Below are 12,920 nucleotides of genomic sequence, written 5' to 3' on the forward strand. Positions count from 1 at the left end.
GGTCCGCCGGGGGCGGCACGCTCCTAAGATGAGCGGATGTGCGCCCACCGAATCGACCGCCCGTCAGATCTCGACACGGTCCGTGAGTCCTACGACCGCGTGGCCGACAACTACGTGGACATGGTCCTGACGACGGGAGTGGGTGACATCCGTCGCCATCCGTGGTTCAAGGCGTCGATCGACGCCTTCGCCGACAGCGTGGGCGGGGCAGGGCCCGTCCTGGACGTCGGCTGCGGACCCGGAACGGTGACCGCGTACCTCGCCGAGCGGGGTCTCGACGTGAGCGGGGTCGACCTCTCCCCGCGCATGATCGAGAACGCGCGCCGGCTCCACCCCCAGTGCCGCTTCGACGTCGCCTCCGCCACCGAACTCGACCTCGCCGAGGGGTCCCTCGCCGGCGTCCTCGGCTGGTGGTCGCTGTTCAACCTGCCGCGCGAGGTCCTCCCGCAGGTGCTCGCGATGTTCGCGCGTGCCCTGAAGCCGGGCGGCCACTTCATCACCGCGACCCACGTCGGCGACGAGGACTTCCTGCGCACCGAGGCCTACGGCGGCGTCCCGGTCCGCTGGACGACCCACAAGTGGCGCCCGGACCAGCTCGTCACCCTGATCGAACAGGCCGGCCTGCACCCGGTGGCCGAACTCCGCGTCCCCGCCGACGAACACACGGGCCCGGGCGTGGTCGTCATGGCCAGACGCCCGGCCTGAGCGCCTCGCTCCCGGCGCCCGCCTTCTGTCAGTGGCGGGCGCTAGCGTCCCCGTCATGCCGGCTCACCGCGGCCCAGGTGCGCGCGAGCCTGTCGGACGTCGACCGTGCGCTGACCTTCGCCCCGGCCGAACGGGCCGCCGCGGAGGCGCGGGACTGGCTGGACTACGGCGAGGGCGAGGAGAGCGTTCTCGACGGGCCCCTGCGGGTGTGGCGTGCGGCCGCTCGTGCGCGGCTCGGGTTGTGCGGAGTGGCCGTGCACCTCTGCTGAGGCGGCGGTCGCGGAGAATGATCGTGCGGGTCGGCCGGGTCACCGCGTGAAGGCGGTCCCGTCCAGCGTCCAGTGGGGGTCGGGCGTGATCCCGAGCGCCGTGTAGACATGGGCGGCGACATCGGCGTGGTGGAGCGGGGAGGGGACCTCGCCGGCGGTCAGCCCGGGACCGCACGCGGCGATCCAGGCGGTGCGCTCCAGGAGGCTCCGTCCCCCGTGGCCCCCTTCGTCGCGATGGCCGTGGTCCGTCACCACGATGACCGTCCACCGCTCGGCCGCGTATCCGGGCCGCTCGCGTACGGCGCCGAGCAGCCGGCCGAGACGCCGGTCGGCGGCCTCGATCGACCGCCGGTACTCCTCGCCGCAGCCGAGGAAGTGGGCGGTCTCGTCGACGGCACCGAGGTAGACGAATCCGGCGTGGAGGTCCTCGCCGAGTCCGAGGAGGTGCTCCGCGTCGTCGGTGACCCTGTCGTCCACCTCCTCCCACGCCTCGGGGGTGTCCTCGCGGGGAGCGGTGTAGCGGAGCCGGGTGGGGGCGGTGAAGAGGGGGCCGCCCTGCTGGGCGAGGAACAGGGGTTCCCAGCCGCCGACCGCGAACGTCCGCCGTCCGCAGTCCTTCGCGAGGCGGGTCGTGAAGTCGGGGAAGACGTCGAGGCGGTTGCCGTCCAGGCGGTTGCCCCAGGCGCCGTGCTTGGAGACGCCGACGCCGGTGACGACGGTGGTCCAGCACGGACCCGACATCGTGGGCGTCACGGAGTCCACCTCGACGGGGGCCAGGAAGCCGGCGCGGGCGATGCCGTCCAGGTGGGGCGTGTGCAGGCCGGGGAGGAGGTCGAAGCGTACGCCGTCGATGCCGACGACCAGGACGCGGGCGTTGTCCATGGGGAGTTCCAGGGGCTTGTGGTGACGTGGCGGGGAACGGTGCCTGGTGCAGGGCGACTTGGAGGCGCGGCGACGCGGCCACCCCAGGACGAGCGCGCGTTCGCGACGTCCTGGAGTGGCACGGAGGCGGGGCCGAGCGTAGGGCGAGCCCAACTCCCAAATCAATACTGGAAGAAGTTATTTATTTGATCTATGTTGCAGCACGGTCCCGCACCACGTTCCACGGGTTCCGCACCGGACCACGCACAAGGCAGGCACCCCACTCCCACCGTAAGGAGCCCCCGTGACCTCCCGCTTCACCCTGCTCCGACGCGCGACCGCAGTCCTCGCCACCTCGACCGCACTCCTCCTCGCCACCCTCACCCCGAACACCGCCGCGGCGGACACCGGGACGGCGGCGCCCCCGGCGCTCATCGGCCCCCAGCTCGCCGCCTCGTGGACCGCACCCCTCTCGACCCGGGACCGGTACGTCGTCGACGCCGACGGCGACCGCTTCAAGCTCAAGTCCGGCAACTGGGCCGGCGCGCAGGGCACCTGGCAGGGCAGCGGCGACGTCGGCGACGTCGCCAACCACCAGGCCCGGCAGATGTCGCACAACATCCCGCTCGGCCTGGACAGGACACCGATCTCCCGGATCCTGGCCGACTTCCACGCCCTCGGCCTCAACAGCATCCGGCTGCCGTTCGCCAACGCCCTCGTGCACGACACGAGCGTCGTCCCCGACGCGGCCGTCGCCGCCAACCCTCAGCTGAAGGGCAAGACCCCGCTCCAGGTGCTCGACGCCGTCGTCGCGGCCCTCACGGCGGACGGCTTCGCCGTCATCCTCAACAACCACACCACCAGCTACCGCTTCTGCTGCGGCCTCGACGGCAACGAACGCTGGAACAGCGGCCAGACCACCCAGCAGTGGATCGACGACTGGGTCTTCCTGGCGACGCGCTACCGGTCCGACAAGCGGGTCGTCGGAGCCGACCTGCGCAACGAGGTCCGCCGCGACACCTGGGACGACGCCAACTGGGGCTGGGGCGACGACCACGACCTCAACAAGGCCCTGGAGGAGGCCGGCAACAAGATCCTCCAGGCCAATCCGGACATGCTCGTCGTCATGGAGGGCATCAACTGGCAGGGGATCCCCACCGACATCACCCCCCACAGCCGCCCGACGCTCACCCCGGTCGCGACCCTGTCCAACACCCTGATCCGCTCCGACAAGCTCGTCTACGCGGCCCACTTCTACGGCTACACGGGACCGAACCACACCGGCGCCACCGGCACGGGGGAGACGCACGACCCGCGCTACGAGGAGCTCACCCCCGCGCAGCTCGCCCAGGTCGTCGACGACCAGGCCCTGTTCGTCACCCGGTCCGGCCAGCACTTCACCGCACCCGTCTGGATCAGCGAGTTCGGCGCCGCCGGCCGCGGGCCCGCCGACGCCCGGGAACGCGCCTGGTTCTCGAACTTCACCGACATCCTGGTCCGCAACGACTCCGACTTCGCCATCTGGCCCCTGGTCGGCTGGACCGACGCGAACGGCACGCCGCAGGACAACTGGGCCATGGTCAACTACAGCGCCGACGGCACCCGGCTCGGCGTCATGGACGCCGGCGACTGGCGCGCCACCGACTGGAACAAGCTCGTCAACGCCACCGGACGGACCGGCCCCGTCGCCCCGGCCCCGCGCTGGAACATGCTCAACCTGGACTACGCCGACTACGACGTCTCCACCACCACGCTGGCCAAGCCGGACTGGTCCCCGGGCAACCGCAAGGGCAACTGCCCCGACAGCCAGCGCGTCACCGGCCTCGCCCGGAGCAGCGGCCGGGGCCTGTGCACCGACGCCGGGCAGCCCGCCAAGGCGAGCGGCCCCTGGACCGTCGTCACCGACGAGCGGTACGTGACCGGCGGCGACTGGGCCAGCGGCTACAACAAGCTCCAGTGCCCCGACCGCACGTTCGCCGTGGGCTACAGCGTCCACGGCAACGCCATGGCGGCCCTCCTGTGCGCACCCGCCACCGCATCCCTCCCCACCACCGGCCGCGTCCTCTGGTTCGACCACGGCGACAACCGCCCCGCCACCGGCGGCTCGACCGCGAGCGACTGGGCACCCGGCCACTACAAGGGCCAGTGCACCGACGGCGAGTACCTCGCCGGTGTCGCCTTCACCTGGAAGTGGAACCACGGCGGCGTCCCCGACGCCCTGCTGTGCCGTCCGCTCGTCTGAGCGAACTCACCGAGTTCCGTCCGCACCGCGGCCGGCCGACCCACCCGGGCGGCCGGCCCGGCCTCCCGCACCCGAGGAGCACCACCACCATGCCCCGACTGGAGATCGCCGACGACGGATTCCGTCTCGACGACCGCCCGTTCCGCATCATCTCCGGAGCCCTGCACTACTTCCGGATCCACCCGGAGCAGTGGGCCGACCGCCTCCGCAAGGCCCGCGACCTCGGTCTCAACACCGTCGAGACCTACGTGCCGTGGAACCTGCACGCCCCGCGCCGCGGCGAGTTCCACCTCGACGGAGCCCTCGATCTGCCCCGCTTCCTCGACGCCGCGGCCGCCGAGGGACTCCACGTCCTGCTCCGCCCCGGGCCGTACATCTGCGCCGAATGGGAGGGCGGCGGCCTGCCCTCCTGGCTGCTCACGGAGGACGGCATCGTCCTGCGCAGCCGCGACCCGCGCTTCCTGCGGGCGGTCGACGAGTACCTCGGCGCGCTCCTGCCGCCGCTCCGTCCGTACCTCGCGAGCAACGGCGGCCCCGTCCTCGCGGTCCAGGTCGAGAACGAGTACGGCGCGTACGGCGACGACACCCCCTACCTTGCCGAGCTCGCGGACCTGCTCCGCCGCCACGGCGTCGACGTCCCCCTCTTCACCTCCGACCAGCCCGCCGACCTGGACCGGGGCAGTCTCGACGGAGTCCTGGCCACCGCCAACTTCGGCAGCCGCACCGCCGAAGGGCTCGCCGCGCTGCGCGCGCACCGGCCCGAGGGTCCTCTGATGTGCATGGAGTTCTGGATCGGCTGGTTCGACCGCTGGGGCGGCGTCCACGCCCGCCGCGACCCGGCCGACGCCGCCGCGGAGCTCGACCTCCTGCTCGCCGCGGGCGCCTCCGTGAACATCTACATGTTCCACGGCGGGACCAACTTCGGCTTCACCAACGGCGCCAACGACAAGGGCACCTACCGGCCCACCGTCACCTCCTACGACTACGACGCCCTCCTGGACGAGGCCGGCGACCCCACGCCCAAGTACGCCGCCTTCCGCGAGGTCATCGCCCGTCACGCGTCCGTGCCCGCCGACCCGCCACCGGCCGCCGGACCCAAGGCGGCGTACGGAACCGTCGAACTCACCCGTACGGCCGCGCTGTTCGACCACGTCGACGCCCTCGGCGTCCCGAAGACCGCCGACCGGCCGCTGTCCCTGGAGGAACTCGGCCACCCCTTCGGCTTCGTCCTCCACGAGACGGACCTGCCCACGCCCGGCCCCGTGGTCCTGCACGCCGAGCACGTCCACGACCGCGCCCAGGTCTTCGTCGACGGCCAGCCCGTCGGCGTCCTGGAACGGGAGAACCACGAACACGCCCTCGCCTTCACCGTGCCCCGCCCGGGAGCCCGGCTCGCCGTCCTCGTGGAGAACCAGGGCCGCGTCAACTACGGCCAGGGGCTCCACGACCGCAAGGGCCTCCTCGGCCGCACCACCCTCAACGGGACCGCGCCCGCCGTCTGGCACAGCCGCGCCCTGCCCCTGGACGACCTGGACTGCCTCGACCTGCGGCCCTCCGACCCGGCCAGGCCGCCGGTCGGACCGGCCTTCCACCGGGGCACCTTCACCGTGGACGAGCCCGCCGACACCTACCTCCACCTCGACGGCTGGACGAAGGGCCTGGCCTGGATCAACGGCTTCCCCCTGGGCCGCCACTGGTCCCGGGGGCCCCAGACCAGCCTGTACGTCCCCGGGCCCGTCCTGCGCCCCGGAGCCAACGAGGTCACCGTCCTCGAACTCCATGCCGCCACCACGCGCCGTGTCCACCTGCGGAACACGCCCGACCTCGGACCCACCGAGGAATGAGCCCGATCCCGACCACCAGGAAGGCCCCCGTGCCCACCGGACTCCAGGCGGTCCTTTTCGACATGGACGGCACGCTCGTCGACACCGAGCGGCTGTGGCTGCGCACGGTCGAGGAGGAGGCCCTCGGTCTCGGCCTCGCGCTCACGGAGGCGGACCTCGCGTCCGTCCTCGGCCGGGCGATCGAGCCCTGCGCGCGGCACCTCGCCTCCCGCGCGGCGCGGGACGCGGATCCGGCCCGGCTCGCCGCGTCCCTCGAACGGCGCTTCACCGAGCTGGTACGCGGCCGGGTCGAGCCGCTGCCCGGCGTCGTGGAACTCCTCGCGGCGCTCCGGACCGCGGGGATGCCCACGGCACTGGTCTCCGCCTCGCCGCGGCCGGTCGTGGACACCGTCCTCGACGCCCTCGGGCGGCACCACTTCGCCACGTCCGTCGCCGAGGGGGAGACCCCGCGCACCAAACCGTTCCCCGACCCCTACCGGGCGGCACTGACCGCCCTCGGCGCCGCTGCGGCCCGCTGCGTCGCCGTCGAGGACACCCCGACGGGCGTCGCGTCCGCGGAGGCGGCCGGCTGCGCGGTCCTGGCGGTGCCCTCGTACGCCCCCGTCCTCCCGGCAGCGCGCAGGACGGTCGCCGGCACACTCCTGGAGGTGGACCTCGCCTTCCTGAGGCGGCTGGTCGCCGTTCCGTGAGACGCGGCCGGCCCCCGGCGAGGAGAATCGCGCCATGCGCATTCTGATCGTCACCGCCGGCTCCCGTGGCGACGTCGCCCCCTTCACGGGCCTGGGGCGGCGGCTGCTGGACGCGGGCCATCAGGTCGCCCTGGCGGCCCACGCCTCCTTCGCCCCGCTCGTCGAGGGGTGCGGGCTCGAACACCGAAGCGTGCCCGGGGACCCGCAGGGGCTGATCCGGGGCTGGTCCCGGGCCGCCTCCCGGGAGGAGGCCCAGGCGCTGACCCGGGCGTACGCCGAGGGGCTCGCCGACGGGGTGGCGGAGGCCGTGGCGGGCGGAGCCGACGTGCTGCTCACCGCCCACGGCCCGGCCCCGCTGAGCCGGACGGCCGGCGACGCCCTCGGCATTCCCGTCGTCGGCACCTACCTGGTCCCGTCGTTCGCGACCCGGAGCTTCCCGCTGCCCAACGCGCGGGGCACCGAAGACCCGGGACCCGAGGGCAACCTCGCGGCGGGCCGGGACGTCCTGAGGCGCGCCGAGAACGTCCTCGCCGGCGCGGTGACCCGGCTGCGCGACCGCCTCGGCCTTCCCGACAGCACGCCCTCGGCGGCGGCGGACATCCGGCCGGCCTTCCACGGATACAGCCCGCTGGTGCTGCCGCGCCCCGAGGACTGGCCGTCCGGCGTCGAGGTGCCGGGCTACTGGTGGCCGGCGCGGCCGGACGGATGGCAGCCCCCGGCCGAGCTGGCCGACTTCCTCCAGGCCGGTCCGCCCCCGGTGTTCATCGGGTTCGGCAGCATGGCCGCGGGAGAGGGGGAGCGGCTCAGCGAGCTGGTGGCGGAGGCGGTGAAGCGGGCGGGCGTGCGCGCGGTGGTACAGGCGGGCTGGGCGGAGCTGGGCGGCTGGGGCGCCGACGTCCTGACCGTCGGCGACGTCCCGCACGACTGGCTCTTCCCGCGCACGGCCGCCGCCGTCCACCACGCCGGCGCGGGCACCACCGGGGCCGGTCTGCGGGCCGGCGTACCCGCCGTGCCCGTCCCCGTGATGGCCGACCAGCCGTTCTGGGCGGCCCGGTTGCACGGGCTGGGAGTCGCCCCCCGGCCCCTGCCGTTCGAGGACCTGACCGCCGCGGCCCTCGGCGACGCGATCACGGCGTGCCTGTCCGACCCGGCGCTCCGCCGCCGCGCGGCCGAACTCGCCCGGGGGATCGCCGCGGAGGACGGATCGGCCGCGGTGCTCGCCCACATCGAGGCGGTGGGCTGAATCCGGGAGGCTCAGTCCACGGGGCGGCCGGTGTTCCGGAGCATCTGCCGGAGCACCCTGAGGGCGGTGACGTAGTCGGCGTCGTCGATGCCCTCGTGGATGCGCCCGCGGATCGCCGGCCCGTGCTGCTTGAGGTCGACACGGGCCGCCTCTCCCGCCTCGGTGATCCACAGCCTCCCCTCGTCGTCGAGACGGAGCCATCCGCGCTCGACGAGGACCCGCGACTCGGCCGTCAGATCGTCCTCGGGCCTGAGGTAGGAGCGCATCGCCTCCCGCAGCTCGGGGAGGGTCATGCCGTGGCCGTCGGCCGAGATGTCGTTCCCGGACAGGTTGCGCAGGAGCCAGAACTGGGGCTGGGTGAAGCCGAGTTCGGCCTGGCGGTCCCGGGTGAAGGCGATGAGGGCCTCGTAGGCCAGTCCGGTCCAGTACGCGGCCGGCTGGGTGGCGAGCTGGGCGTCGGTGAGAGGTGACGTCGTCATGTCCGGTGCTCCTCACGGGGGTTGTTCGCGACGAGGAACACCGTAGAACCTGAAGTTAAGTCGAGGTCAAACGGTTCATGACCGAGGGCGGGGACGCCGTCCGGGTGGGGCGGCGCCCCCGCTCCCTCGGGACGTGATCAGGCCGCCGTCAGGCCCAGCTCCGCCGCGAGCCTGGCGCGGTGCCAGGCGGGCGGGCCGAAGAGCCGGGACGAGCCGTGCGCCCGCTTGAAGTAGCGGTGGGCGTCGTGCTCCCAGGTGATGCCGATGCCGCCGTGCAGCTGGATCATCTCGCCCGCCACGGCCGAGAACGCCTCCGAACAGGCGGACTTGGCCCCGGCCGCGAGCCGGGTCAGCGCCGGGTCGGCCGCGGCGGCGGCGAAGGAGGCGCCGAGCGCCGCCGAGCGCGCCGACTCCACCAGGACGTAGGCGTCCGCGAGGCGGTGCTTGACCGCCTGGAAGGAGCCGATCGGCCGGCCGAACTGGACCCTCTCCCGGGCATAGGCGAGCGTGATGTCGAGGCAGCGCGCGGCGGCGCCGACCTGCTCGGCGGCGAGCGCGGTGCAGGCCAGGTCGAGGACGTGCGCGAGCACGCCCTCGCCCTCGCCCTCCGCGCCGACGAGCCGCCCCTCCGCCTCCGTGAGCACCACGCGCGCCTGCGCCCTGGTGGAGTCCATCGTCACGGCCGCCGAGCGGGCCACTCCCGCGCCGTCCACGGGGACCTCGAAGAGCGAGACGTCCGCTCCCGTGCGGGCCGCCACGAGCAGGACCCCGGCTTCCGCGCCGTCGAGGACGTGGTCCTTGGTCCCGGTGATCCGCCACGTCCCGCCGGGCCGCGCGGTGGCCTCGGCGCGTACGGCCGACGGGTCCCAGGAGCCGTGCTCCGCCCACGCCAGCGCGCCCACCACGGCGCCCGAGGCCAGGTCGGGCAGCAGCCGCGCGCACGCCTCCCGGTCGCCCGAGGCGAGCAGCGCGGGCACGGTGAGCACCGCGGAGCCGAGGTACGGGACGGGGCTGAGCTCCCGCCCCAGCTCCTCCATCACCACGTGGACCTCCCCGGCCCCGTACCCGGCGCCGCCGTACTCCTCGGGGACGGCGAGTCCCGCGACGCCGATCTGCCCGGTCAGCGGTCGCCAGGCCGCCTCTCCGGGGTGCCGTCCGAGCACGGCCCGTACGGCGGACCGCAGTTCTTCCTGTTCCTCCGTCGGCCTCATGCCTCTGCTCCTCTCGGTGCGGGTCGGGTGAACAGCTCGCCGGGGACGAGCGCGGCCGTCGTGCCGTAGAGCAGGAAGTCGTAGTACTCGACGACGGTGCCGAGGAGACCGGACAGCGCCACCCTGTGCAGCAGGGCGGGGTCCGAGGGTCTTCCGGGGGTGTGCGGGGACGGTGCGGGGGACACGCTGGCTCCCGGGTGCGGTAGGGATGCGGGGGACGACGAGCGGTGGGGGCCCGAGACGGACGGGGGAGGCCCGCCGCCCCGACCGGGCGGCGGACACCGTCCGGGGTGACCGGTCAGGGGGCGAGGACGCGGGCGCGGCAGGCCGCGGGGGTGCCCCAGGCATCGCGGAGGGGACGGGCCTTGCGGATCCACAGGGCGAGGTCGAGCTCCTCCGTGTAGCCGACGGCCCCGTGGAGCTGGAGGGCGGTGCGGGCGGCGGCGTACGCGGCCTCGCCCGCCGTGACCTTCGCCGCGGCGACCTCGGCGGAGCCGCGGCCGGTCCCTTCCGCCAGGGCCAGCGCCGCCGCGTGCAACAGCGGCTGGGCGAACTCCAGGGCGATGAGCGTGTCGGCGAGGCGGTGCTTCACCGCCTGGAAGGTGCCGATGGCGACCCCGAACTGGGTGCGCTGCTTCACGTACTCCACGGTCCGGTCGAGCAGGGCCCGGCCGAGTCCCAGGCACTGGGCGGCGGTGACCAGGGCGGCGACCTCGGTGGCGTGCGCGGCGGCCGCGGTCACCGCCGGGCCGCGCGCCAGGACGGTTCCGCCGAGGGGGCGGGCCAGCCGGCGCGCCGGGTCGGCCGAGGGCTGGACGGGGCCGGCCGTCTCCGCGAGGCGCACGGTGTCGCCCTCGACGACGAGCACCGCGTCGGCGGTGTCGGCGTCCAGGGCGTAGGGGCTGCCCGCGGCCGGCACGCACAGGGAGACGACCGCCTTTCCCGAGGCGATCTGCGGCAGCAGGGCGGCGGAGGTGTCGTCGCCGAGCCGGTCCAGGAGCGCCGCCGCGGCGACGGTCTCCACCACCGGTCCGGGCACGGCGTGACGGCCCAGTTCGGTGAAGGCGACGGCCAGTTCGACCGGCAGCGGGCCGAGCCCGTCGTGCCGCTCGGGTACGGCGAGGGCGAACACCCCCGCCTCGGCGAGCCGTGACCAGAGCGCGCGGCCGGGGGCCGTGTCGCCCGCCGCCCAGGCCCGTACGGCCGCGGGGGTGCCGGCCGCCGTGAGCATGGAGTCGAGGGAGCGGGCGAACTCCCGCTGCTCGTCGTCGAGGAGGAACCGCATCACCGGCGTCCCTTCGGGAGGCCGAGCAGCCGCTCGGCGATGATGTCGCGCTGGATCTCGTTGGTGCCGGCGTAGACGGGTCCGGCGAGGGAGAAGGTGTGGCCCTCGGCCCAGCCGCCGTGCGCGGGCGCGTCCGCGGCCCCGTCGGACAGTTCGCCGTACGGTCCGAGCAGATCGAGGGCGGTCTCGTGGAGCGCGATGTCGAGTTCGGACCAGAAGACCTTGTTGAGGCTGGACTCGGCGCCGATGGCGCCTCCGGCGGCGATGCGCGAGACGCCCCCGTACGCGAACAGCCGGTAGGCGCGCGCCCCGATGACCGCGTCGGCGACCCGGTCGCGCAGGGCTGTGTCGGAGGGGTCCGCGGTCTCCCGCCACAGCTCCGTGAGCCGCTCGGCGGCGGCGGTGAACCGGCCGGGGCTGCGCAGGGTCAGCCCCCGCTCGTTGCCCGCGGTGCTCATGGCGACCCGCCAGCCCTGTCCCGGCGCGCCGATCACGTCCTCGTCGGGCACGAACACGTCGTCGAGGAAGAGTTCGGCGAAGGCGGGCTTGCCGTCGAGGCGCCCGATGGGCCGTACGGTCACGCCGTCGGCGTCCAGCGGGAACATCAGGTACGTGAGCCCCTGGTGCGGCTTCGGGGTGTCGGGTTCGCTGCGGAACAGGCCGAAGGCGCGGTCCGCGAAGGCCGCCCGGGACGACCAGGTCTTCTGGCCGCGCAGGAGCCAGCCGCCCTCGGTCCGCTCGGCCGTGGAGCGCAGCGAGGCGAGGTCGGAGCCGGACTCGGGCTCGGACCAGGCCTGGGCCCAGATGACCTCGCCGCTCGCCATGGAGGGCAGGACGCGGGCGCGCTGCTCGTCGGTGCCGTGCTCGAAGAGGGTGGGGGCGAGGAGGTTGATGCCGTTCTGGCTGACCCGGCCGGGGGCGCCGGCCGCGTAGTACTCCTCCTCGAAGATCAGCCACCGGAGCAGCGAGGCGCCCCGGCCGCCGTACTCCTGGGGCCAGGAGACCACCGACCAGCGGTCGTCGGACAGCGTCCGCTCCCAGATCCGGTGGGCCGCGAAGCCCTCCTCCGTCTCCAGGGAGGGCAGCGGGGTGTCGGGCACGTGGGCGGTGAGCCAGGCGCGGGCCTCGGCCCGGAAGGCGTCCTCCGCCGCGGAGAAGTCGAGGTCCATCAGGCTCCCGCCTCCCGGGGGTAGGGGGGTCGTCCCCCGGAATGTCGCAGCATCGAGGCTATGTCCATGCCGCCCAGCGCGTCGGGGGCGGTCTCGGCGTTGTGCGCGTGGGCGAGGTGGTGCAGCCCGAAGACCGAGTCCATGCCGGTGTGCAGGCCCTGGAGGTCCTCGGCCTGGTTGACCGCGCGCTTGGTCAGGGCCAGACCCATGCGGGGCATCTCGGCGATCCTGTGGGCCAGTTCCATGGTCCGCTCGGTGAGTTCCCCGGGCGGCACGACCCGGTTGACCATGCCGACCTCGTAGGCCCGTCGGGCGTCCATCCGGTCGCCGGTGAACAGGAACTCCTTGGCGATGCGCGGGGGCATCACCCACGGGTGGGCGAAGTACTCGACGCCGGGGATGCCCATGCGGACCACGGGGTCGGCGAAGAACGCGTCCTCGGAGGCGACGATGAGGTCGCACACCCAGGCGAGCATCAGGCCGCCCGCGACGCAGGCGCCCTGCACCGACGCGACCATGGGCTTGGGCAGTTCACGCCAGCGTCGGCACATGCCCAGGTAGACCTCGGACTCGCGGGCGAAGCGGCTCTCCGCGCCCCTCTTGTCCGAGTGGTCCCACCAGAGTCCCGCCTTCCGGTCGAACGGCAGGTGGGCGTCGCGTTCGGGGGTGCCGATGTCGTGGCCGGCGGAGAAGTGCCTCCCCGCTCCGGCGAGCACGACGACCTTGACCTCGTCGTCGTCGGCCGCGCGGTAGAAGGCGCGGTCGAGGGCGTACGTCATCGCGGAGTTCTGGGCGTTGCGGTAATCGGGCCGGTCCATCGTGACCACGGCCACCGGGCCGAGGCGTTCGTAGCGGACCGGTGCCGTGGATGCGGTGCGGGCAGCGGACATCCGCCCTCCTTCCCTAACAAGTGTTTGGTAGGT

General features: G+C 73.9%; 13 protein-coding genes. 6 read left to right on the forward strand and 7 right to left on the reverse strand.

Annotated elements, in window-relative coordinates; translation table 11 throughout:
- The first annotated feature begins 36 nt into the window (after positions 1–36).
- Complete coding sequence (locus ACN9MM_RS34905; RefSeq protein WP_426367757.1) at positions 37–705, forward strand: class I SAM-dependent DNA methyltransferase; 669 nt, start codon at positions 37–39, stop codon at positions 703–705.
- A gap of 77 nt (positions 706–782) precedes the next feature.
- On the forward strand, positions 783–974 hold the full coding sequence (locus tag ACN9MM_RS34910) for a hypothetical protein (RefSeq protein WP_426367758.1): 192 nt from the start codon (positions 783–785) through the stop codon (positions 972–974).
- Between the two features lie 39 nt (positions 975–1,013).
- Here the strand turns inward: ACN9MM_RS34910 and ACN9MM_RS34915 are convergent, their stop codons facing one another.
- Complete coding sequence (locus ACN9MM_RS34915) at positions 1,014–1,856, reverse strand: alkaline phosphatase family protein (RefSeq protein WP_426367759.1); 843 nt, start codon at positions 1,854–1,856, stop codon at positions 1,014–1,016.
- Positions 1,857–2,139: 283 nt separating this feature from the next.
- Here ACN9MM_RS34915 and ACN9MM_RS34920 point away from each other — a divergent pair, with 283 nt between their 5' ends.
- The 4 genes from ACN9MM_RS34920 (at position 2,140) to ACN9MM_RS34935 (ending at position 7,853) form a co-directional block, all read left to right on the forward strand.
- Entirely contained in the window at positions 2,140–4,077 is a 1,938-nt protein-coding gene (locus ACN9MM_RS34920; RefSeq protein WP_426367760.1) for a glycoside hydrolase family 5 protein, read from the forward strand.
- A gap of 89 nt (positions 4,078–4,166) precedes the next feature.
- Entirely contained in the window at positions 4,167–5,921 is a 1,755-nt protein-coding gene (locus ACN9MM_RS34925; protein ID WP_426367761.1) for a glycoside hydrolase family 35 protein, read from the forward strand.
- Positions 5,918–6,610, forward strand: coding sequence for an HAD family hydrolase (locus ACN9MM_RS34930; protein ID WP_426367762.1), 693 nt, complete (start codon positions 5,918–5,920; stop codon positions 6,608–6,610). Before ACN9MM_RS34925 ends, ACN9MM_RS34930 begins: the two co-directional genes overlap by 4 nt.
- A 34-nt stretch (positions 6,611–6,644) precedes the next feature.
- Entirely contained in the window at positions 6,645–7,853 is a 1,209-nt protein-coding gene (locus ACN9MM_RS34935; RefSeq protein WP_426367763.1) for a glycosyltransferase, read from the forward strand.
- 11 nt (positions 7,854–7,864) lie between these two features.
- Here ACN9MM_RS34935 and ACN9MM_RS34940 read toward each other — a convergent pair whose 3' ends face one another.
- From ACN9MM_RS34940 to ACN9MM_RS34965, 6 genes are all read right to left on the reverse strand, one after another.
- Positions 7,865–8,332 carry a MarR family transcriptional regulator gene (locus ACN9MM_RS34940; RefSeq protein WP_426367764.1) on the reverse strand — a complete coding sequence of 156 codons (468 nt, stop codon included), beginning with the start codon at positions 8,330–8,332 and terminating at the stop codon, positions 7,865–7,867.
- Positions 8,333–8,469: 137 nt separating this feature from the next.
- Positions 8,470–9,543: an acyl-CoA dehydrogenase family protein gene (locus tag ACN9MM_RS34945; protein ID WP_426367765.1), complete on the reverse strand. Its 1,074-nt coding sequence runs from the start codon at positions 9,541–9,543 to the stop codon at positions 8,470–8,472.
- Positions 9,540–9,728, reverse strand: a complete 189-nt coding sequence (locus tag ACN9MM_RS34950) for a hypothetical protein (RefSeq protein WP_426367766.1) — start codon at positions 9,726–9,728, stop codon at positions 9,540–9,542. The genes ACN9MM_RS34945 and ACN9MM_RS34950 overlap by 4 nt, the downstream gene beginning before the upstream one ends.
- 113 nt (positions 9,729–9,841) lie before the next feature.
- The gene (locus tag ACN9MM_RS34955) at positions 9,842–10,828 is read right to left on the reverse strand and encodes an acyl-CoA dehydrogenase family protein (protein ID WP_426368904.1); all 987 of its coding nucleotides are present in this window, start codon (positions 10,826–10,828) and stop codon (positions 9,842–9,844) included.
- Positions 10,828–11,997, reverse strand: a complete 1,170-nt coding sequence (locus ACN9MM_RS34960; RefSeq protein ID WP_426367767.1) for an acyl-CoA dehydrogenase family protein — start codon at positions 11,995–11,997, stop codon at positions 10,828–10,830. Before ACN9MM_RS34960 ends, ACN9MM_RS34955 begins: the two co-directional genes overlap by 1 nt.
- Positions 11,997–12,887 carry an enoyl-CoA hydratase gene (locus ACN9MM_RS34965; RefSeq protein WP_426367768.1) on the reverse strand — a complete coding sequence of 297 codons (891 nt, stop codon included), beginning with the start codon at positions 12,885–12,887 and terminating at the stop codon, positions 11,997–11,999. Before ACN9MM_RS34965 ends, ACN9MM_RS34960 begins: the two co-directional genes overlap by 1 nt.
- Between the last annotated feature and the right edge of the window lie 33 nt (positions 12,888–12,920).

This window comes from Streptomyces sp. E-08 (genome assembly GCF_049913095.1).
Lineage (GTDB): Bacteria > Actinomycetota > Actinomycetes > Streptomycetales > Streptomycetaceae > Streptomyces.